Raw genomic sequence first — 20,792 nt, 5'->3', positions numbered from 1 at the left:
AGCATCTCTCACAACCCCTACTGTTCGCCCTGACGTCGCGTGAGGGTCAAGCCCTAGTACTTGGCCAACGCGCGCCCCAGACGATCCAGCCCCTCGTCGATCACCTCGGGTGAGTGGGTCACGAACGACAAGCGCATGGTCGAGCGATCCGGATCGTGAGCGAAGAACGATGCACCGGGCACGAAGGCCACGCCTTCGTCGAGTGCGATCTCCAACAATCGAGTGGTATCGATTCCGTGGCCCAGGCGGACCCACAGGAACATGCCGCCGTCGGGTTGGGTGACCTCGGCGCCGTCGGGAAGGATGCGCTGGAGGCTCTGGTACATGGCTTTAGCGCGCATGGCGTAGACGGGACGAACCTTGTCGAGGTGGGCCTCGACGTCGGCGGTGGCCAGGTATCGCGCGACTGCGAGCTGGTCCGGGACCGGGGACTGCAGCCCGATCGCCTGCTTGGCCACGGTGAGGGTGAACTGAATGGGTCCTTCCGAGCGCATCCACCCGATCCGCACACCCGGGGCAATGACCTTGGAGACCGAGTTCAGGAGGATGGTCTGCGCGGACATTCCCGGTTCCGACGCGATGGGAGGCAGTGGCTCACCCTCGAAACACAGCTCGCCGTATGGATCGTCCTCCACAAGCGCGGTACCAGTACGCAGCAGAACATCCGCCACGGCCGCCCGACGCTCGACCGACATGCACACGCCCGAGGGGTTCTGGAACGACGGGATCAGGTACACGAACTTGGGCGAATGCTCCGCGATGAGCTTCTCGAGTTCGTGTGGAATCACGCCGTTGTCGTCGGTGGGCACACCGATCAGCCGTGCGCCGTTGAGTTCGAAGGCTTGAACTGCCGCCAGGTAGGTGGGGCGTTCGACCAGCACCACGTCACCCGGATTCACCAGCGCCTGCGCCACTACGAACAATCCCTCTTGCGAACCGGTCGTGACCTGGATCTGCTCGGGGATGGTGGGCAAGTGACGGCTCACGCGCCGCGCGGCTTCCTCTCGGAGTTCGATCTCTCCCTCGCTCGAGGCGTACTGCAAGGCCCGCTCGGCGTGGTTCTCGAAGACCCAATCATAAGCGGCGCGAATGTCATCGACCTCGAAATACGCGGGGTCCGGCACACCGCCGGCAAACGAGATCACGCCCTCCTTGGAGACCGCATCCAGCAGGTCCCGCACCGGAGAGGAGTCCACCCCGTCCAAACGATCGGCCAAGCGAAATCTGAACTCACCCTGTGCACTCATGCAGACGAGTATTTCACGGCGCCGCGGGGTCATCCCGACGGCCCCATCAGGCGCAGAATCCTTCCGCGGTAAGGCCGCCGGGGCTAGCCTGACACCATGTCGGAAATCGTTGAGTTACTGGACAGCTCCGCAATTGCGTTGGATCACGAAGCCGACGATTGGCGCGAAGCCATTCGGTTCGCCGGCTCCCTTATTGAGAAGTCGGACGCGTGCACCGAGCAGTACACACAATCGATGATCAACAGTGTCGAAAAGAACGGCCCCTACATTGTCGTGGCCCCCGGATTCGCTTTCGCCCACGCTCGCCCGTCAGAGGCCGTCCATCGCACTGCAATGTCATGGGTGCGTCTGAAAACTCCGGTCGAGTTCGGTCACGCCAAGAATGACCCCGTGTCGCTGGTTGTGGCACTAGCGGCACACGACGATTCCGCCCACACTAAAGCGATGCAGCAACTGGCCAAGGTTCTCGGGGCACCCAAGAAGCGCGCCGCTTTAGATCAGGCCGCAACTCCCGAAGAAGTCCTCGCCATACTCGATGGCGCCCCTGCGGGCCGTCAAGCCAGTCATCCGAACAGCCAGGACGAATCAACTGCACGTTCAGGCGCAGCGGCGGACCAGCAGACCCAAACCACCACAAACAAGATCCTCACGGTATGTGGCAATGGCTTGGGGACCAGCCTGTTCCTCAAAAACACTCTCGAACAGGTACTCGACCACTGGGGATGGGGTTCTTACATCACGGTGGAAGCGACCGACACGATCTCCGCCAAAGGCAAAGCCAAAGAGGCCGATCTGATTCTCACGTCGGGAGAAATCGCACGAACCCTGGGTGACCTCGGAATTCCGGTCAAAGTCATTGAAAACTTCACCAGCACGGCAGAGCTCGACGCTGTCCTGCGCGATTCTTACGACGTCTAGTGCGAAAGTAGATTCCCCATGGACTGGCTAGTCAGCATCGCAGAATTCCTGGTCAACGAAATTTTGGCCGTGCCCGCATTCCTCATCGGCATCATCACGGCCATCGGTCTCATTGCCCTGCGGAAATCCTCCGGCCAGGTGGTGGGCGGCGCCATCAAGGCCACGCTTGGCTTTTTGCTCATCGGCGCCGGCGCAACGTTGGTGGTGGCGTCCTTGGACCCCCTGGGGAACATGATCCTGGGAGCTACCGGCGCCCAAGGTGTCATACCTACGAACGAAGCCATCGCCGGAATCGCCCAAGAACAGTACGGCGCCCAGGTCGCCTGGTTGATGATCCTGGGCTTTGTCGTCAGCCTGATTCTGGCGCGTTTTACACCACTCCGGTACGTCTTCCTGACCGGTCACCATGTGCTCTTCATGGCTACCATGCTGACGATCATTCTTGCTACCGCGGGCTACAACGGAACGGTGACAGTCCTACTCGGGGCACTCCTGCTGGGAATCCTGATGGTCTCCATGCCCGCTTTCGCTCACCCCTGGACTCGAAAAATCACGGGAGATGACAGCGTGGCCATTGGCCACTTCGGGACCGCTGGTTATATCGCAGCGGGTGCCGCCGGACGCGCGGTGGGTAAGAACAGCCCCTCCTCCGAGGACCTGAAGCTCCCCGAAGGCTTACGGTTCCTGCGAGATTCAATGGTCGCCACAGCGCTGTCAATGGCTCTCATGTACGTCGTCATGGCCATCCTGTTCATGGTGCGCACCGGCACGGAGGAAGCGTTCACTGCATTTGAGGGCGGTGCGACCAGCGTGGGCAACTACATTATGCAGTCGGTCACACAAGGGCTGCAGTTCGGTGTGGCAGTAGCCGTGATTCTTTTTGGTGTGCGAACCATCTTGGGTGAACTCGTGCCCGCATTCCAAGGCATCGCCTCCAAAGTCGTGCCGGGTGCCATTCCGGCCTTGGACGCACCCATAGTTTTTCCGTACGCGCAGAACGCCGTCCTCTTGGGCTTCATCTTCAGTTTTATTGGAGGTCTTCTCGGTCTCGCCGTACTCAGTGTTTGGCTCAATCCGGCATTCGGTATCGCTCTCATCCTGCCTGGCCTGGTCCCCCACTTCTTCACCGGGGGAGCGGCTGGCGTTTACGGCAACGCCACTGGTGGGCGTCGGGGTGCGATGGCAGGTGGTCTGGTCAACGGTCTGATCATTACATTCCTGCCAGCCTTCCTTCTGTCCGTTCTTGGAACATTCGGCTCAGAGAACACCACATTTGGCGACGCAGATTTTGGCTGGTTTGGGATCCTGGTCGGCTCGGCAGCCAAATTGGGCGCGGTTGGCGGAATCTTCGTGGTCTTACTTATCGGCTTAACCGTTCTTGCGCTGGCCATCCTGTTCCAGAAGAAGGCCGTTGATGGTCATTGGGACCCTGCTCCGTCTCGGGCCACTCAGAAAACCACGCCCGAGAAACCAGCGAGTCCAGCCAGCTCAGGCAGGAGCTACAGAAAAATTCCTCCTCCACAGGGTGCTCCAGTACCCCCACCACCGATGAACTGATTCGGCTTCATACGTCCTAAGTAACAGGTGCCCACGCGCGTACGAGCGATTGCATATAGCGCTCGTACGCGGCGTCCGCGTCTTGACCGATCATCACGGGACGGGCTGCCTCGATGGAAACCCAGCCGTGCACACCAGCCCAGATGGAATTGCCCATTTCTTCAATGGGGTAATCCCCGAGAATTCCGTTCGCGGCGCAGTCAGCCACTCGCCTGAAAAGCGTTTCGATCGCCTTCTTCGCTGCGATCATCCTGGGGGAGTCCTCCGTGAAATCCTCCGGGTTGATGTCCGGGCGCTTTCCACCGCGGCCGATCATGATCACGTAAAGCGCCGGGTATTTGAGAGCCCAACGCCGGTAAGCCCTGCCGAGTTCTAAGAGATCAGACAAAGAGTCCCCGGTGACCGGGACGCTCTCTTGCGATCGGGTGAAACTACCGACGGATTCGTAAACGACGGCCTCTATCAAGGCATCGCGACTCCCGAACATGGTGTAAATCGCGGTGGTGGAACAGCCATGCTTGGCTGCCAAGGGGCGAAGCGATACCGATTCGACGCCGCCGGACACAATTTGGTCGGCGGTATCGCGAATCAGCGCCGCGCGCGTTTCGTCATCAAACTTTCTGGGTCTGGCCACCCCGCAATGGTACTGGTGACTATCGAGATAACGCTGTTATAAATGTATGGACGTGTCCAGGCGTTCTCAGGATCAGTTAAGTCGAGGGATGTCTCGGGGGCATCCCGCCGCAGATTGGGTTACGGTCCATCGGCTGATTGCGTTCGGCCCTGAGACTTCTGCGCCCTGACCGCGGCCGCATCGGAGGCTTGAGTCTTCGCGGTGCGTATCCCGATCGAACTGTTTCGACTGATCAGACCGGCCGCACCCTATTTAGCGACTATCAAATAAGAACCACCGACCATGAAAAGACCCAGGCCTCCCAGAATGCCCATAAGGTTCATGGATGCACCTGCTTTCTGGTCGGCCTGGGTCTCTGAGTGTTGGACGGTTAGGCTGCCGGCTTCCTTTTGTTTCGACGCACGCGCCGAACCACCCACCAGATCAGGAACACCAGAACGGCGATGACCACAATTCGGGAGAACACTCCGGCGTATTGCTCCGCGATATGCCAATTCTCGCCCAGGAAATAACCGGCCACCACAAAAACGGAGTTCCAGATCAGGGAACCTGCCGCAGTCAATGCCACGAAAAGAAGAAACGACATGCGTTCGATTCCGGCGGGGATTGAAATCAATGATCTGAAGATGGGGATCATTCGACCGAAGAACACGGTCGCTTTACCGTGCCGATTGAACCAGTCTTCGGTGCGGTCCAGATCATCCAGATCAACCAGAGGCATCTTGTCCACGATCACACGCAGGCGGCGGCGGCCCAGCGCAACACCGATCCAATACAGGGCAATCGCCCCTATCACAGAACCCAGAGTGGTCCAGAAGATGGCACCGGCCAGGGAAAAGTTGCCCTGGCTCGCGGTGAACCCGGCCAGCGGCAGGATGACTTCCGACGGCAACGGCGGGAACAGATTCTCCAACGCAACCAGCAGACCGGCACCCGGGGCGCCAATCGCCTCCATGACGTCGACCACCCACCCTGCGAGACCATCGAGTTCAGCACTACCGGCTGCTTGGGCGGGCAGGAGGACAGAGACTAGGGACATCACGCATTCGCTTTGTGTGGGGTTCAGGAACGCGGTCATGATACGTGAGCGCGCTTGGAGATTCCCCAACGCAATCCCCCTCAAAACGTGGAGAGACAAAGGGCACAATGAGCCCATGAGACTCTGGTCGCTGGACCCCGCCCTGTTGGATCGACGCGCATTGGTCGCCGGCTGGCGAGAAACCTTACTGGCTCAAAAGGTCCTGCGCGGCGAAACAAAGGGTTATACCCACCACCCCCAACTCGAGCGTTTCCGTGATCGCCCCGATCCCCTGCAGGCAGTCGCTGATTATCTGCATGCCATCGCGGACGAAGCGGACCGGCGCGGTTACAGCTTTGATCGCGGGCGGATTTCGCTTGATCGCTCCCACCAACCAGACACCATCAATGTGACTACCGGGCAGCTCGATTACGAGCTCGCGTTCCTTCGCCAGAAGGTTGAAGGCCGCGATCCGGACTGGGGCCGCGCGCGCCTGGACGCAGTGAACACTCCCACCCCGCACCCACTCTTCACCGTGGTCGAGGGACCCATCGAGCCCTGGGAGCGCATCAAGCCGCTGGGCAGTTAATCGAGCGGTGAGCGAACGCCGTTGTCTTGACATGGGTACCAGGGAGCATCCCCCCGTAAAGTCGCATGTAGCCCCCTCCCCACCGGCTTGGAGAACCATGAAGTGCAGCGTGGTTATACCCACCCGCAATGATTCCGCGTACCTGCACCGCTGCTTGCGTGCACTGAGCCGGCAAACGCACCTACCGGACGAGATCATCGTGGTGGACAACGGCTCAACCGATGACATCGCGACGGTCCTCAGTGAATTCCCGGACGTAACGTGCTTTCGCGAGGACATCCCCGGCGTGGCGTACGCCGTGCGTTCCGGGTACGACGCCGCGCAACATCCCGTGATCCTGCGCTGCGATGCGGACAGTATTCCGACCGAGGAATGGGTCGAGCACATGGCCGAGAGCATGGAACGACACATGTCCCGCAAGGGCGGAACTCAGGTGGTTGCCGTGACAGGTATTGCCCGGTTCGGGCCCCGTTCCCCGCTGCTGGGCAGAGTCGCGGGCGCCTTGTACTCGTACGCGTACCGCCTCGTGGGCGGATTCGCGCTAGGTCACATTGCCCTGTGGGGGTCCAACATGGCCATGTCTTCAGCATGGTGGCATTCCGTCAGGGACCGCGTGCACTTGTCCCCGGAGATCCATGACGACTACGACCTCAGCTTCCGGTTGGGCCCCCGCCAGAAGGTCGTGCTGGATCACCGGAACGTCATGCTGGTGTCGTGGCGGGCGGCCGCCTCGACACCCCGGATTATGCGACAACTACACATGGCAGGTACGACCATGCAAACCAACTGGGTCGAGCAGAAGCCGTGGGAGCGCATGCGTGCCCGCTGGACGGCACCGCGTGGCTGATCGAGGCGCGGCAAGGGAATATATCGCTTCCAGCATGTGTTTTTCGGGGTTGCTTTTCGCCCTGATCTACGGAATTCAGGGACGCTGGATCGACGTGGCGGTCCTACTCCTGGTGGGGCTTGGACAAGTCGTCGCGTTCTTGTGCTTCCGCCATGGACACGCTCGCGCGGTAACGAGCCTGATCATGCTGGTCGCCGGGGTGAGTGCCGCGGAGCAGGTCTACAGCAGCATCTGGTGGTGGGATCTACTGATCCACTTCTTGTGCACCTACGTACTGGTGTGGATCGCTTGGAACTACGCGCTGCGGAGATCTCCGGAACTTGGTCGTCTTTCCCGTGGGCAGCGGTTGATGATGTGCGCAATCACCGGGCTCGTCCTGGCCGTCGTGTGGGAAGTTATGGAGCTCCTCGGCTTTCTTCTGGTCACCCCGGACATCCACATTCCACCCCTCGACACCCTGAGCGATGTGACCGTTGGTGTGCTCGGTGCCGCCCTGGTGGCACTTCACAGAAAATCTCGATAGAAAGAGTAAGAAGCCTGCTGTCCACTAGGAATCCAGGGAAGAGGTCCCCTTGAAGCCCACCGTCAGTCGCATCAAGATTTCTCCTACTCGCCGGGAACGGACGCGTCAGAGTAAACGCGATCGTCGCAAGATAGCCATCGGCACCATTGCTGCCGTGGGTGCTTGTGCGGCGGTGGGCACACTCCTCACCGACCCCGAGAACAGTTGGTACAAGTCCCTTCGCAAGCCTGATTGGCAGCCGCCGGCCGCAGCTTTCCCCATCGTGTGGACGGCCTTGTACGCGGACATCGCCTATGTGTCTTACAAAGTGCTCGCCGATGCACACGAACGCGGGGACGCCGCCGAGTTCAAGAGCTACTCGCGAGCACTCGGCACCAACCTTGCTCTCAATGCCGCGTGGTGTGGTTTGTTCTTCCGCGGTGAGCGCCCGGTCGTCTCGACCATTGAAGCCGGCGCCCTGGCCGTGAGCTCCATCGACCTGGTTCGCCGCGCGGACAAGTCCCACGCTGGCCTCGGCCTGCTCCTGTCCCCTTACGCGGTGTGGACCAGCGGTGCTACGGCCCTCAGTGGCGCGATCGCCGCTTTGAACCCGGGCAAGTGACCGCGCGTGGGCGCCCAACGCTGGCTGCCCACGCGGCGTCGTCGTCCTGGGCCGGATTAGTCCGATATCTCGACCAGAACCTTGCCTTTGGAACGCCGGGACTCCAACTGCTCGAAGGCGGCCCGGAACTGATCGAGTGGATAGCGGCTGTCGATCGTGACCCGCAGCTTGCCCTGATCCACCAACGATGCCAACCGGGCGAGACCCTCGCCGTCCGGGTGCATGAGGAAGAACTCGAACGTCGCCCGCGCCTTCTTGGCCGAGCGGCGAATTTTGAAGCTCAGAATTTCCTCAACGGCACGAACCAGCGCCGCCTTGGGCTTGGAAAGGTCCCTATCTTCGGCCAGACTGCCGGGGGTGGGCGGTCCCGCAATGCTCACCACGGCTCCCCCGCGCTCCACAGTGGACATCAGATCGGCCACCGTGTCGCCGCCGACCAGGTCCAAGACCTTGGCGAAGCGCTCGTTACCCTCGGAGATTTTCCGGTCGCGGTAGTTGATCACGTGGTCCGCTCCTGCTTCGCGCACGAGTTCTTCACCCGCCGACGACGCCGTGGTCGTCACGTGCGCGCCCGCCAGCTTGGCGAGCTGGATGGCCAACAGGCCGACGCCACCAGCGCCACCCGTGATCAACAACCGTTCGCCCGCCTGAAGATCGAGGTGCTCCGGGCCCAGCGCTTGTTGGGCGGTCAACCCAGCCAACGGAATGGCCGCCGCGTCCGACAGCGGAAGGTTCTGGGGCGCCCTCGCCACAAAATCCTGGTCCACTGCGACGTACTCAGCCAGCGCGCTCAATTGCTCGGAGCCAGTGCGGGTCATGACGTGATCCCCCGGCTGGAACTCTCGGACGAGCGATCCCACGGATTCGACCACGCCGCTCAATTCGTTGCCCGTGATCTTGGGGAATGTATACGGCTGGACCATCCTGAACGTGCCCTGCCGCTGCAATGCATCCACGGGATTCAACCCCGCGGTGACCGTGCGAATCAGGACCTGATTCGCTTCCGGGACTGGTCGCGGCATGTCTTGTAATTTCATGACATCGGGGCCGCCGTATTTGGACAAAGTGATGGCACGCATAAATTCTCCGATCGATGGTTCGGGACTACGAGCCTATGCGTGGGCGCAGTGAATGGTGAGGACTTGCGCTGAGCGCTTACCCGGACCGCGCTTTAGGCTGGAACCCATGAACACTCGCCACGTCTCCCAGGTCATTCAGCGCGACCCGGCCGAGATCTACGCCTTCATGACAGAGCCCATGAACCTTCCCCGCTGGGCCGCCGGCCTGGCGCAGAGCGAGGTCACCCAGGACGGGGACCGGCTGCTCGTCGACTCACCCATGGGCCGGGTCACCGTCGCGTTTACCTCCCGCAATGACCTGGGCGTACTGGACCACACGGTGACCTTGCCTGACGGCACCGAGGTCTACAACCCGCTACGAGTGATCCCCCACCCGGACGGCGCGGAGGTCATCTTCACGATTCGACAGCTGAATGCGAGTGACGAGGATTTCGACCGAGACACCGACATGGTGCGCGCGGACCTTGAGACGCTGAACAGCCTGTTGGAATAGCTCTTCCGCCGCCCCGTCACGAGCAAATTCGTGACAAATGTCAGTAGTCCGCCCCTTCCGTGACTGGCACACTCAAGTCATGAAACGGCAAACACTGGCATTCATTGCTCTCGCCATCACCATCTTCTACGGGGTCGGCTTCGCGGCGTTCGACACCGGTCGGGCCTATGCGGTGCTTGGTGCGGCCCTGGTGACTGTTTCGTGGATCGCGGTCGGTGTCTTCGGACAAGACGGCGCACGAGGGGCCCGCACCCCGGCCGAACGCCGTCCCCGCACCTAACCGCGCACGGCCAACTGTCATGTCCGAAAACCGCTAGTTCAACACACGGAAGCGTGTCACTCTAGTGACATGACCTTCCAGAACATGACTTTCGACCAGCGGTATCGCGCGGTTCAAGCGCGCGATCATCGCTTTGACGGTCAGTTCGTGCTGGGCGTGAAAACCACCGGGATTTACTGCCGGCCCAGCTGTCCGGCGCGCACTCCCAAAGCCGAGAACGTACAGTTCTTCCGCGCGAGTGCCGCAGCCCACGCCGCTGGGTTCCGGGCCTGCAAACGTTGCTTGCCGGAGGCCGTCCCCGGCTCCCCCGAATGGAACCTTCAAGGAGACATTGCCGGGCGAGCCATGCGGCTGATCAATGACGGCGTGATCGATCAGCAGGGCGTCTCCGGGCTCGCTCAGCAACTGGGCTATTCCACCCGCCATCTCACCCGCATCCTGCGCGACGAAACGGGTGCCGGCCCGCTCGCTCTCGCTCGAGCCCACCGCGCTCAAACGGCCCGGGTCCTCCTCACGCAAACAGCCATACCGATTTCTGACATCGCGTTCTCGGCAGGGTTCAGCAGCATCCGCCAGTTCAATGACACGATTCGCGACGTGTATGAACTCTCACCCCAGCAGGTTCGAGCGCACGGTCACCGCACTGCACAGGCCGATACCGCCACGGTGGACCTCTCCCTGAGCTTTCGAGAGCCCATCGACCTTCCCGGGTTGTTCGCCTGGTTAGCCGCACGCGCCATTCCCGGCCTCGAATTCGCGAACGATTCCTCCTACGAACGGTCCATCCAATTACCCGGTGGACCCGCGTGGTTCAGGATTTACAGCTCGCCGAATCCAAGCGGGGACCTACGCCTCCAGGCCCGGGTCACCGAGTTGCAAGACCTCCCCGTTCTCATGTCCCGCGTCCGCCGGTTATTCGATCTCGACGCCGATCCGGTCGCCGTCGACACGGCCCTCGCCTCTTTGCCAGCCATTCAGTCGCTCGTCGCTGCCCTGCCCGGGGTGCGCGTAGCAGGCTGCATGGATCCGCACGAACTCCTGATCCGAACCATGATCGGTCAGCAAATTTCGGTGGCCGCCGCTCGCACGATCCTCACCCGGATCACCACCGGATTGGGTGAGCCCGCCCCCGACTTCGCGCCCGGACTCACTCACTTGTTTCCCACCATGGACGCCATCGCGGAGCGAGGCAGCACAGTCTTGCGGGGCCCCAAAGCCCGCCAGAACGCCGTCGTCAATGCGGCGAAAACCATTGCGACAGGCGAGCTACGTCTCGGGTTCGGCGACGACCCCGCCGAACAGCGCAGGGCCTTGCTCGCCCTGAAAGGCGTGGGCCCCTGGACCGCCGACTACGTGCGCATGCGCGTCACCGGCGACCCGGACGTGTTCCTGATCGACGACGGCGCTCTGCGCGCCGGAGCACGCCGCGCCGGTTTGCCGGCGGACAAGTCCGAGCTACTCGCCTGGTCGGCCCAGGCATCGCCGTGGCGCAGTTACCTGACCACCCACCTGTGGAGGGCGCCCGCCGCGCCCGCGCAGTCGCAACAAGGAGACCCCTCGTGACCGCCACATTCCAGACCATCGACACCTCGGACGGACCGTTCACGGTGATCACCAACGACGCGGGAAAAGTCATGGCCTCTGGGTGGACCTCGTCCGTCGAAGACACTGCCTCTCGGATCCGCCCGTCTCACCGCCCCAGCGATCTCATGGAAGGGACCGTGGACGCGGCGTCGGCTGTGGAGGCCTACTACGCCGGGGACGCGCACGCCCTCGACGCTGTGGAGGTCGAACTGCACGGCACCGACGGCCAGCTCGCCGGGTGGGCAGCGCTCCGCCAGATCAAACCAGGACAACCGCTGAACTACTCGCAGTTCGCTCGTGCCCTGGGGAGTCCATCTGCCGTGCGCGCGGCAGCATCCATTTGCGCCCGCAACCCCGCGGCCCTGTTCGTACCGTGCCACCGTGTACTGCGCACGGACGGTTCACTGGGCGGGTTCGCGTGGGGGCTCGACATCAAACAAAACTTGTTGGACCGCGAGGCTCGCGCGTGAAGCACCGGGCCTGCACCTTGACGCATTTGTTCATACCTCGCGTCGTGCGCCACCGGCCGCCCGGAGCAACCGCTCCCCCAGCTCTGCGAGGGCCTCTCGGACCTCCGGGTTCTCGATCACCGTGAATTCGTACTCGATCCCGGTCAACCACGACGCCGCTTCCTCAGGATCATCCGTCCCCGTGACGTACTCGCACAGACCCGGTTCGAGCTCGCGGAGGATCGCGCCGTCCCAGGTCATGAAGTCCGGTGCGCTCTCGATCGGACATCGCACGTGCAACACCACCTCGTGTTCGTAGGCCTCCAACGGCACGGGATCGAGCGTTCGTTCCAGCGCTTCGGCCGCGTCGGGCCTGCGACGAAACACCCAGTCGCCCACGCGCACCTCAGCCATGCGATCGAGGCGAAAGGAACGCCAAGCCTCACGAGCGACGTCGTACGCGGCCAAGTACCAAACCTGCCCGCGGCACGAGACCTGGTGCGGTTCGACCCATCGCTCCGAATGCCGCCCGCGACGGTCCACGTAGCTGAACCGCAGCCGACGGCGGCGCCTGGTCCCGTCCGCGCACGCAGCCAGAATCGCGGAATCGACCGCCATCCCCGCACCGCTCAGATCCGTGGCCGCACGGGTTTCCTGCGCACGGGCCCGAGCGGCGGGCGGCAGGACGGCGTCGATCTTGGCGAGCGCCCGCTGGCCCGCGTGCGCGTCGGTGAGGTACCCGGCCGCGGCGGCGAGGGCGACATTGACCGCGAGTGCCTCGTCCTCGTCGAGCGACAGCGCGGGCAGTGCCTGGCCACGACGCAACGCGTACCCGCCACCCTGGCCCGGCTCGGCATCCACGGTGTACCCGAGATTTCGCAAGCGGTCGACGTCGCGGCGCAGCGTTCGCGGCGTAACGCCCAGTTCCGCGGCGAGCACGGGCCCAGGCCACACGGGGCGGTGGCCGAGCAAGCTCAGTAGTTTCAGGGCGCGCGAAGTCGGATCCGTCACGCACCCAGTGTGACTGGGGACAGGATCTGTCCGCAATGGGGTTCATGATGCTCTCATCAGCAGTCGAAGCACTCAAGAGAGGCAAGATCATGGGTTTCCTGGTTCCCCAAGCACACGGCGAAAAAGACGTTCTGATCACCCACATCCTGTATCACCTCGCGCAAGTGCGCACCACGGTGTACGGACTCACCAACGAGCAGGCACATTCCGTGCCGTCCGCATCCTCGCTGAATCTCACGGGGTTGTTGCGGCATTGCGCGCTCGTGGCAGCGGGATGGTCCAACATGGCTGCGCAGCAGACCAATGTTCCTGATGTTCCGGAGGACATCGGTGAAGACATGTACATGGAAGATTGCGTGGCCCACCCAGCAACCCTGGACGAGACGCTCGAGTTCTTCGACCGATGCGTGTCCTACGCGTCCGAGCAGATGGAGTCCATCACCGACTTAAGCGCCCCCATGCCCGTCCCGGACGCGCCGTGGTACCCGCCCGAACTCGAATCCTGGGAGGCTCGCTGGGCGTTGACCCACATCGTCGGCGAGCTCGCGCGCCATGTGGGGCACGCGGACATCATCCGAGAGTCGATTGACGGCAAGGGGTCGTACGAGCTCAACGACCTGGTCGACGGGCTGGATCCGAATCGGGAGTGGTGAGGGTTGGGCTAGCTGGGCGCTCCAAGCTCCTGAGCGAATCAGTCCAGGGCCTTGAGCCGCACGGCGGACCATTCCTCGGAGATGGCCACGTTGGCGTTGAGCGTCCAGTTCAACTCGTTCACGCGGGTCCAAATGGTGTCCCGATTGATGTTGGATCGGCCGCCCTTGAGGTAGCCGATCCACGCTGCGCGGGTACCCCGGAGGTCTTCGAGGTTTGCTTCCAACAGGTCGTCCAGGTTGGCGCGACTCATGGCGAACAGCACCGCAACGTCCGCGTTATTGGCGTGCTCCACGTAGACCGCGTCCTCCGGCAGCGGTTCCAGGAGATCGCGCGTTTCCGGGGTATCCCCGGCCTAGTAGACGGAGGAACCGGGCTTGATCAGCAGCTTTTCCGCGGGGGTCTTAGACATGGGTTCATCCTAGAACTGCGGGGTTGGATTCGTCCCGCATCAAGAGCCTCGCCTGCTCACCCTGCCGCGCGATGACGCGCTCGAGATCCACGCCCGGCAGGGATCCGCCCTCAACAACCCATCGGCCGTCCACCATGACCCGATCCGCCCGGTGCGCACCGCACAGCACCAGGGATGCGACGGGATCGTGGGAGCCCGCGAACCGCAACTCATCGCGCGTGAACATGACGAGATCCGCCCTGGCTCCGGGCTCCAGGACACCGATGTTGTCCCAGCCGAGTGCTCCCGCGGACCCGCAAGTAGCCCAGTTCAGAGCCCGCGAAACGGGCACACGCGAAGGCCCCGCGGACAGCCGCTGAATGTTCAAGGCCGCACGAACTTCCTCGATCATGTTGGACCCGTCATTGGATGCGGACCCGTCCACGCCCAACCCCACCGGCGAACCTGCTTCCTCAAGCTCCAGGGCTCGACACGTCCCCGATCCCAACCGCATGTTCGACGTTGCGCAGTGGGCCACACCCACTCCTGCCGCACCCAAACGTGCGATTTCGGAGTCGTCCAGGTGGATCGCGTGCCCCAACCACGTGCGCGAGCTGAGCCAGCCCACGGATTCCAGATAGTCCACGGTTCGCAGGCCAAAACGTTCGCGGCAGAAGTCTTCCTCGTCAATGGTTTCGGCCAGGTGGGTGTGCAGCCGAACATCCAGGTCGGTGGCCAGCGCTGCGGTGTCCCGCATGAGTTCTCGGGTGACAGAGAACGGGGAGCAGGGCGCCAAGGCCACCCGGATTCTGGCGTCCTCTCCGCGTTGGTGATACTTCTCCACGACCCGTTGGGAATCGGCCAGGATGGTGTCGTGATCCTGCACCGTGGACTGGGGTGGCAGGCCGCCGTCGTCCTGGCCCAGTGACATGGATCCACGGGTGAGCATGGCGCGAGCGCCCAGACGTTGCACCACGTCAACCTCGATGTCCACGGACTCCTCCATGCCCGCGGGGAACACGTAGTGGTGGTCGGCCGCCGTGGTGCACCCGGACAACAACAGTTCGGCCACCGCCACGGTCACGGCGGACTCCAGTGCGTCCGGAGTAAGCCGCGCCCACACAGGGTAGAGGCCCTGCAACCAGGGGAAGAGTTCAGCGTCCGCCACCGGTGCCCAGGCGCGCGTGAGCGTTTGGTAGAAGTGGTGATGCGTGTTGATCAGGCCGGGCAGCACCACGTGGGCGGCGGCGTCGAAAACCCTGTCGTACCGTGTCGGCTCCGATCCCGCGCCCACCATCTCCGTGATGACCCCGGTGCCGGTGTCCACCACCAGGCCGCGGCTCGCTTCAGTATTCTCGCGGGAGGACGTGTGGATACCGGCCGGATCTTTGATCCAGAGCAACGTGCCGTTCGGCTGCGTGGTCGGGTCTTGGGTGGGACGTTCGAGGGTCATGGCGCACCTTTCCGGGCAACCGCCGTCACCCGTGATGAGCTCGGCATGGCACCGAGCCGGCTCAGTGTTCCTGTCTGCCGATCCAGGTGCCGCAGGGTTCGCGGAGGCCAACGCCGCACGGGCCAACGTTCGGAGAACGACCGGCCGCGCGGTATTTCATATTCCGGAAATCATAATTAACATTCCGGAAATAAAAAGTGTTGCCCGTCACAGTCTGGCAAGGCTACGCTCGACAGCACAACCGCCACGGCGGGCCCTTTCAGGGCTATCTACCGGGCACGAATCCAGTACAACGCGAGCTGCAAGGCGAGTACATGGGCCCGTGTATTCCGGGTCTCGTGCGCTTTGCGGGCTGCCTCAGCACCGACAAGACAAAACCCGTGATCCGGAGAGCATCGTGAAAAAGCGCCCCGCGTCAGTCGACGCCACCACACCGCAACGCCCCGAGGACGAGTACCTGGGTGTCGGGCGATCCTTGGCCTACGGCCTGCAACACGTCCTGACCATGTACGGCGGCGTGATTGCCGTGCCGCTGATCATCGGAACCGCCGCCGGACTGGACGCGACCGAGACCGGCATCCTGGTTGCCGCCGCACTCTTCATTGGTGGCCTTGCCACCATCCTGCAGAGCATCGGTGTTCCCTTCTTAGGCGCCCAGTTGCCACTCGTGCAGGGCGTGTCTTTCGCTGGCGTGGCCACCATGCTGACCATCCTGCAGGGAACACCCGGCGAGGAAGGCCTCCGCGTCATCTTCGGAGCAGTGCTAGTTGCCTCCGCGCTCGGTTTCATCCTGGCGCCGTTCTTCGCGAAGATCATTCGGTTCTTCCCACCGGTCGTCTCCGGGGTGGTCATCACGACCATTGGCGTGACGCTGATGCCAGTGGCCGCGGGCTGGTCCCTGGGTCCCGAGGGCGATCCGGCCCACGGGTCAGTGGCCAACATCGGGCTGGCCGCCTTCACTCTCCTCATGGTCCTGTTGCTCTCCAAGGTGGGTTCGGCCGCGATCTCACGCTTGTCCATCCTGCTGGCCATCGTGATCGGCACGATCGCGGCAGCCCTGTTGGGTCGCGCCAACTTCTCCGGTGTGGGCGAAGGTCCCGTGATCGGCTTCCCCACCCCCTTCGAGTTCGGCACGCCGCTGTTCGTGGCCTCGGCCATCCTGGGCATGTTCATCGTGATCATCGTGACGATGACCGAGACCACAGCGGACATCGTGGCCGTAGGTGAAATCGCCGAAACTGGAGTGGACTCCAAGCGCATCGCCAACGGGTTGCGCGCTGACATGCTCTCCTCCACAGTGGCTCCGCTGTTCAACACGTTCACCCAGACCGCCTTCGCTCAGAACGTGGGCTTGGTGGCGATCACTGGCATTCGCAGCCGCTTCGTGGTGGCCGGGGCCGGCGTGATCATGGTGGTGCTGGGGCTGCTCCCGGTGCTCGGTCGCGTGGTCGCGGCAGTGCCCTCTCCCGTGCTGGGAGGTGCGGGCATCGTGCTGTTCGGGACCGTGGCGGCGTCGGGAATCCGAACCCTGGCGGGCGTCGATTACCGGTCGGGTCTCAACCTGATCGTCGTGGCCGTCTCGATGGCCATGGGTCTGATCCCCGTAGTCTCGCCGACCTTCTACGACCAGTTCCCGTCCTGGGTCCAGGTAGTTCTGGGGTCGGGCATCAGCGCGGCCGCGCTCACCGCCGTGCTGCTCAACATCCTGTTCAACGAGCTCAGGTTTGGATCGCGCCCCGGCTCGTCCGAGCTCGCCGCATACCCACCGCGCGTGTTCCCCAAGTCCATACTTCAGGGCCTGCAAGAAGGCGACACCTTGGTCAACGGGCGCCTGATCGGCGCGGACGGCCAGGAGATCGCCGTGGTCGATGACCATCTGGTGGACGAAGCCCGACGCCGCGTGGAGACTGGCGAGCTCACCGACACCGGCCAAATACACCGCGTGTACAAGCGCGACGGCCTCTGATTTTCCCGCCATCCTCACCCGAAACAACAGGAAGAAAACACCATGACAACCGATTCCGCGACGGCAAAGACGCCCTCCGACGCCGACGTCCAGAAGCACCTGCAAACCGCCATTGAGGCGGCCGCCCAGAACGCATCCGTGGATGGCGGCCCATTCGGAGCGGTGGTCGTCACGGCCGACGGCCAGGAGTTCGTTGCGGTCAACCGCGTCACCGCAGATCACGACCCAACGGCCCACGCAGAGGTGTCGGCCATCCGCGCAACCTGTAAGGCCCTGGGCACGCATGACCTGACCGGCGCTGTGCTCTACACCAGTTGCGAACCGTGCCCCATGTGCCTCTCGTCCTCCCTATGGGCGCGCCTGGACGCGGTCTACTTCGCGGCCGATCGGTACGACGCCGCCGACGGCGGTTTCGACGACGCCGTGTTCTACGAGTTCTTCACGGCCACCCCGGAGGAGCGAGACAAGCTGGTCCCGGTCCGCCACGTTGCCGTGGACAGCCGGAAGGCGCCCTTCGAATCCTGGGCGGCCAACGCGGAGCGCGCCGAGTACTGACCCATTTCTGTCACTGGACCGCGAGGGGTGCGTCTCCGGCGGGCGCCCGGCGGGGGTTATGCGTGTCTGAGCATGGGCGCACACTAAAGGCCCACACACCGCTCCTTTCGGAGGTTTGGTCCCATGTTCATCTTCAACACAGCCACCACGGCCAACGGCTTCCTGGCCGATCCCAACAACTCACTCGAATGGCTGTTCCAGGTCAAGAGCGAGGCACCGGATATGGAGCCCTTCACCCAGACCGTCTCCGTGTTCGTGATGGGTTCGTCAACCTATGAATGGTTGCTCAACACCGAGAACATGCTCGAGCACCCGGAGAAGTGGACCGGATTCTTCGGCGACCGGCCCAGCTACGTGTTCACGAGCCGGGACCTTCCCGTGCCGCCCGGCGTGGATGTCCGGTTCTTGAACACCTCCGTTCCCGACGCGCTTCCCACGATCACGGAAACCGCTGGCGAGGGCGTCGTGTGGGTCATGGGCGGTGGCGACCTGGTCGGCCAGTTCCTGGATGCCGGTGCTCTCGACCGCATCATCATGACGCTCGCGCCCGCGTTCCTTGCCAGCGGAAAGCCGTTACTTCCGCGCACTGTGTATCCCGACCGCTTGACCCTCAAGGGCGCGCGGACGGTCGGCCAGTTCGTGGAGATTACCTACGACGTCGTGAACCCGAGTCCCAGCGCATAGGGCATCTTTGCCGGCGGTCGTGTGCTGGTAGGCGCTGCCGACCCGTCTCTGCCGCTCGCCCTACGCGGAATCGTTCGCAATAAGCTTCTAGTCGTGTCACCCTGAAGCCATGACGCACGAACACCCGGAGCACAAGGCACCCGTCACCGCCCAAGAGTGGGATGCCCGCTACGACACCGAGCACATCTGGAGTGGCAACCCGAACGGCGCACTGGTGGCCGAGGCTTCATCGCTCACGCCCGGATCCGCATTGGACGTCGGCTGCGGTGAGGGCGCGGATGCCGTGTGGCTCGCTCAACGGGGTTGGTCCGTCACGGGTGTGGACGTTTCCACCGTTGCCGTGGAGCGTGCCCGCACCGCTGCGGATGCCGCCGGAGTGGGGGTCAGATGGTTGGTTCAGGGTTTCCTTGACGCGCCGTTTATCGATTTTGATCTGGTGTCCGCCCAGTACCCGGCCATCCCCAAGGTCGGCGACCATGAGGTAGAACTGCACTTCGCCCAGGCCGTGAAGCCCGGCGGACTGCTCATGTTCGTCCATCACGTCATGGACGACGGCCCTCACGGATTCGACCCAGCGGACTATGTCATGCCGGGGGACATTGCCCAGTACTTTGCGCACGCTGGCTGGGATTTCCTGGTGGACGAAGTCCGCGAGCGCCGTGTCTCCGGTGGTGCCGGAGCCCACCATTCTCAGGACCGGGTGATTGTGATGCGAAGACCGATGTAATTTACGGCCGCACTCAGACCTTCACGCTATAACCGCGGTTTTGTACAAAAGCGTCAAGAATGCCTGTATTCTGAGTGCATGAGTGACATGACCGTAAGTGACGCTCGGGCCCGACTAGCCGACGTAGTGGACACCGCACGAGTTGGCCACAAACCCGTCTTCCTAACACGGCGCGGACACCGCATTGCCGCAGTTGTGGATGCTGGCGACTTAGAGAAACTTATGTCAGCAGCCGAGGACCTGGCAGACATTCAGGCTGCCCAGGCTGCCCGGAAGGAAATGGATGACGGCGAGGATGCCATCCCATGGGACCAGGTCAAATCTGATCTTGGCCTTTCATGACCTACCGGATTGAACTAGCACCGGCAGCGTTGCGCCAGATCAGGAAACTCGACAAGCCCGCACGGTTACGAATTCAGGCCGCAATTGAACTTTTGGCCGATAATCCCCGACCTCACGGCGCTAAAAAGCTCGTGGGCGGCAAAGGAGAGTGGCGGGTACGCACGGGCAATTACCGCGTTATCTACGAGATCGATGACGGAGTCTTGATGGTCCTGGTCTTGGCCGCGGGACACAGGCGAGAGATCTATCGCTAGCCTCCTACAAGATGCGCGCCCAAAAAGCCGGTCCCGCCAAGTACCAAAACGTTGGTCATGACGGGACCGTAGCAGGGCCAGCCGTTGTCAGTTCTCCGTGGCCGGGTCTTCGTCCTTGTTGTCGGTCATGGCACCAACACCCTCATCGGCGGGTTCGGCGTCGGCTTCGGTGCGGCTGCTCAGTTCTTCGCGCTCTTCTTCGGCGCTCATCTTGATCGAGTCTTCGCCGGGTTTACCGTTGTTCTGCGACTGCATGGGGTGCTCCTTCGCGTGTCCTCAAACCTCTGCGGCAACGACCGACAGATGGGGTGCCGGCCCGCAAAAGCCCTTGTCCCCCGAGCTTCCCCCGGCACTAAGTGGCCTGTCAATCACCCGCATGGGTTGATTTGAGCTAGGAGCAGCACCCCCATTGAGACAGCCGTTCAGCAGCCGTTTGCCGCCTCATTCTCAGCAACTCGCTTGATCGCGGCCAGTGTTTCCGGGATGCCCCGACGAGCGGCTTCGCGACGCTTATCGGGCGCATCCTCGCCCCTGTTCTTTCGCAACCATTCACGCCCCGTAGGGAGTACGTGCCAGGTCTCGGTCAGACGGGAGCCGTTATCGGTGGGTTCAATGATGTAGCTCCACCGAGCCACACCACCGAGGTCAGGCGCCACAAGCCAAGCGAATTCACGCGGGTGATCGGCCACGAGAACTTCGGAGATCGTGGTCCATTCGACGTCACCGACCACGTTGCGACCGGTGAACACATCTCCCACTTTGCCGGTACCGCTGTTTTTCCACTCCCCGCCGCGACAAATGGGTGACCACTCCCCAATTCGCTTGGGGTTGGTCACCATGTCGTAGAGCACCTCTGGCTCCACGACAATGTCGATGGAATCGCTGTGTTGCCACTGCTTCTCGGGATCCTCGGCCATGAGCCGATGCTATCCGAGCCCG

26 protein-coding genes are annotated in these 20,792 nt (G+C 62.8%); 17 read left to right on the top strand and 9 right to left on the bottom strand.

Translation table 11 applies throughout. The features are described 5' to 3' along the window. Positions 1–53: 53 nt before the first annotated feature. Positions 54–1,247, bottom strand: coding sequence for an aminotransferase-like domain-containing protein (locus tag EWV37_RS09600; RefSeq protein WP_129701315.1), 1,194 nt, complete (start codon positions 1,245–1,247; stop codon positions 54–56). 96 nt (positions 1,248–1,343) lie between these two features. Between EWV37_RS09600 and EWV37_RS09595 the strand changes: the two genes are divergently transcribed. Together EWV37_RS09595 and EWV37_RS09590 are read left to right on the top strand one after the other, a co-directional pair. After that, positions 1,344–2,165: a PTS sugar transporter subunit IIAB gene (locus EWV37_RS09595; RefSeq protein ID WP_129701313.1), complete on the top strand. Its 822-nt coding sequence runs from the start codon at positions 1,344–1,346 to the stop codon at positions 2,163–2,165. A gap of 18 nt (positions 2,166–2,183) precedes the next feature. Continuing rightward, the gene (locus tag EWV37_RS09590) at positions 2,184–3,722 is read left to right on the top strand and encodes a PTS ascorbate transporter subunit IIC (RefSeq protein WP_129701311.1); all 1,539 of its coding nucleotides are present in this window, start codon (positions 2,184–2,186) and stop codon (positions 3,720–3,722) included. 16 nt (positions 3,723–3,738) lie between these two features. Here EWV37_RS09590 and EWV37_RS09585 read toward each other — a convergent pair whose 3' ends face one another. Further along, positions 3,739–4,356: a TetR/AcrR family transcriptional regulator gene (locus tag EWV37_RS09585; RefSeq protein ID WP_129701310.1), complete on the bottom strand. Its 618-nt coding sequence runs from the start codon at positions 4,354–4,356 to the stop codon at positions 3,739–3,741. 370 nt (positions 4,357–4,726) lie between these two features. Next, positions 4,727–5,395, bottom strand: a complete 669-nt coding sequence (locus EWV37_RS09580) for a DedA family protein (protein ID WP_165189363.1) — start codon at positions 5,393–5,395, stop codon at positions 4,727–4,729. Positions 5,396–5,510: 115 nt separating this feature from the next. Here EWV37_RS09580 and EWV37_RS09575 point away from each other — a divergent pair, with 115 nt between their 5' ends. The 4 genes from EWV37_RS09575 to EWV37_RS09560 all read left to right on the top strand — a co-directional run bounded on the left by EWV37_RS09575 (position 5,511) and on the right by EWV37_RS09560 (position 7,934). Further along, positions 5,511–5,963: a pyrimidine dimer DNA glycosylase/endonuclease V gene (locus EWV37_RS09575; RefSeq protein WP_129701308.1), complete on the top strand. Its 453-nt coding sequence runs from the start codon at positions 5,511–5,513 to the stop codon at positions 5,961–5,963. 97 nt (positions 5,964–6,060) lie between these two features. Then, positions 6,061–6,810: a glycosyltransferase family 2 protein gene (locus EWV37_RS09570; RefSeq protein ID WP_129701306.1), complete on the top strand. Its 750-nt coding sequence runs from the start codon at positions 6,061–6,063 to the stop codon at positions 6,808–6,810. 34 nt (positions 6,811–6,844) lie between these two features. After that, complete coding sequence (locus EWV37_RS09565) at positions 6,845–7,333, top strand: DUF2238 domain-containing protein (RefSeq protein WP_238663198.1); 489 nt, start codon at positions 6,845–6,847, stop codon at positions 7,331–7,333. A 49-nt stretch (positions 7,334–7,382) separates the two neighbouring features. Beyond that, entirely contained in the window at positions 7,383–7,934 is a 552-nt protein-coding gene (locus EWV37_RS09560; RefSeq protein WP_238663197.1) for a TspO/MBR family protein, read from the top strand. A gap of 56 nt (positions 7,935–7,990) precedes the next feature. Here the strand turns inward: EWV37_RS09560 and EWV37_RS09555 are convergent, their stop codons facing one another. Continuing rightward, on the bottom strand, positions 7,991–9,013 hold the full coding sequence (locus EWV37_RS09555) for an NADP-dependent oxidoreductase (RefSeq protein WP_238663196.1): 1,023 nt from the start codon (positions 9,011–9,013) through the stop codon (positions 7,991–7,993). A gap of 106 nt (positions 9,014–9,119) precedes the next feature. On the opposite strand from EWV37_RS09555, the gene EWV37_RS09550 reads away from it, so the two are divergent. The 4 genes from EWV37_RS09550 to EWV37_RS09535 all read left to right on the top strand — a co-directional run bounded on the left by EWV37_RS09550 (position 9,120) and on the right by EWV37_RS09535 (position 11,840). Then, on the top strand, positions 9,120–9,506 hold the full coding sequence (locus EWV37_RS09550) for an SRPBCC family protein (RefSeq protein WP_129701301.1): 387 nt from the start codon (positions 9,120–9,122) through the stop codon (positions 9,504–9,506). 79 nt (positions 9,507–9,585) lie between these two features. Continuing rightward, entirely contained in the window at positions 9,586–9,786 is a 201-nt protein-coding gene (locus tag EWV37_RS09545; protein WP_095797280.1) for a hypothetical protein, read from the top strand. A 69-nt stretch (positions 9,787–9,855) separates the two neighbouring features. Next, entirely contained in the window at positions 9,856–11,349 is a 1,494-nt protein-coding gene (locus tag EWV37_RS09540) for an Ada metal-binding domain-containing protein (protein WP_129701299.1), read from the top strand. Continuing rightward, positions 11,346–11,840 (top strand): methylated-DNA--[protein]-cysteine S-methyltransferase, encoded by a 495-nt coding sequence (locus tag EWV37_RS09535; RefSeq protein ID WP_129701297.1) that lies wholly within the window; start codon positions 11,346–11,348, stop codon positions 11,838–11,840. Before EWV37_RS09540 ends, EWV37_RS09535 begins: the two co-directional genes overlap by 4 nt. A gap of 30 nt (positions 11,841–11,870) precedes the next feature. On the opposite strand, the gene EWV37_RS09530 is transcribed toward EWV37_RS09535, so the two are convergent. Next, a complete protein-coding gene (locus EWV37_RS09530) occupies positions 11,871–12,830 on the bottom strand; it encodes a helix-turn-helix transcriptional regulator (protein WP_158222909.1) in 960 nt (319 codons plus the stop codon). Positions 12,831–12,874: 44 nt separating this feature from the next. On the opposite strand from EWV37_RS09530, the gene EWV37_RS09525 reads away from it, so the two are divergent. Then, complete coding sequence (locus EWV37_RS09525; RefSeq protein WP_238663195.1) at positions 12,875–13,483, top strand: DinB family protein; 609 nt, start codon at positions 12,875–12,877, stop codon at positions 13,481–13,483. A gap of 38 nt (positions 13,484–13,521) precedes the next feature. Here the strand turns inward: EWV37_RS09525 and EWV37_RS09520 are convergent, their stop codons facing one another. Continuing rightward, positions 13,522–13,776 (bottom strand): hypothetical protein, encoded by a 255-nt coding sequence (locus EWV37_RS09520; protein ID WP_129701295.1) that lies wholly within the window; start codon positions 13,774–13,776, stop codon positions 13,522–13,524. 121 nt (positions 13,777–13,897) lie between these two features. Further along, on the bottom strand, positions 13,898–15,325 hold the full coding sequence (locus EWV37_RS09515) for an 8-oxoguanine deaminase (RefSeq protein WP_129701294.1): 1,428 nt from the start codon (positions 15,323–15,325) through the stop codon (positions 13,898–13,900). Positions 15,326–15,722: 397 nt separating this feature from the next. On the opposite strand from EWV37_RS09515, the gene EWV37_RS09510 reads away from it, so the two are divergent. From EWV37_RS09510 to EWV37_RS09485, 6 genes are all read left to right on the top strand, one after another. Further along, on the top strand, positions 15,723–17,291 hold the full coding sequence (locus EWV37_RS09510; RefSeq protein WP_238663194.1) for a nucleobase:cation symporter-2 family protein: 1,569 nt from the start codon (positions 15,723–15,725) through the stop codon (positions 17,289–17,291). A 42-nt stretch (positions 17,292–17,333) separates the two neighbouring features. Next, entirely contained in the window at positions 17,334–17,846 is a 513-nt protein-coding gene (locus tag EWV37_RS09505; RefSeq protein ID WP_095797055.1) for a nucleoside deaminase, read from the top strand. 123 nt (positions 17,847–17,969) lie between these two features. After that, positions 17,970–18,530: a dihydrofolate reductase family protein gene (locus EWV37_RS09500; protein ID WP_129701292.1), complete on the top strand. Its 561-nt coding sequence runs from the start codon at positions 17,970–17,972 to the stop codon at positions 18,528–18,530. A gap of 109 nt (positions 18,531–18,639) precedes the next feature. Beyond that, positions 18,640–19,257 carry a class I SAM-dependent methyltransferase gene (locus EWV37_RS09495; protein ID WP_129701290.1) on the top strand — a complete coding sequence of 206 codons (618 nt, stop codon included), beginning with the start codon at positions 18,640–18,642 and terminating at the stop codon, positions 19,255–19,257. A gap of 78 nt (positions 19,258–19,335) precedes the next feature. Then, the gene (locus EWV37_RS09490) at positions 19,336–19,599 is read left to right on the top strand and encodes a type II toxin-antitoxin system Phd/YefM family antitoxin (RefSeq protein WP_095797058.1); all 264 of its coding nucleotides are present in this window, start codon (positions 19,336–19,338) and stop codon (positions 19,597–19,599) included. Continuing rightward, positions 19,596–19,853, top strand: coding sequence for a type II toxin-antitoxin system RelE family toxin (locus EWV37_RS09485; RefSeq protein WP_016995664.1), 258 nt, complete (start codon positions 19,596–19,598; stop codon positions 19,851–19,853). Before EWV37_RS09490 ends, EWV37_RS09485 begins: the two co-directional genes overlap by 4 nt. 87 nt (positions 19,854–19,940) lie before the next feature. On the opposite strand, the gene EWV37_RS15495 is transcribed toward EWV37_RS09485, so the two are convergent. Both EWV37_RS15495 and EWV37_RS09480 read right to left on the bottom strand, forming a co-directional pair. Further along, positions 19,941–20,108, bottom strand: coding sequence for a hypothetical protein (locus tag EWV37_RS15495; protein ID WP_016995665.1), 168 nt, complete (start codon positions 20,106–20,108; stop codon positions 19,941–19,943). Between the two features lie 167 nt (positions 20,109–20,275). Continuing rightward, the gene (locus EWV37_RS09480; RefSeq protein WP_095797059.1) at positions 20,276–20,770 is read right to left on the bottom strand and encodes an SRPBCC family protein; all 495 of its coding nucleotides are present in this window, start codon (positions 20,768–20,770) and stop codon (positions 20,276–20,278) included. Positions 20,771–20,792 lie beyond the last annotated feature (22 nt).

This window comes from Kocuria carniphila, from assembly GCF_004136555.1.
Lineage (GTDB): Bacteria > Actinomycetota > Actinomycetes > Actinomycetales > Micrococcaceae > Kocuria > Kocuria carniphila.
The sequence above is the reverse complement of the archived record's forward strand: the minus strand, read 5'-3'. Positions and strand labels throughout refer to the sequence as shown.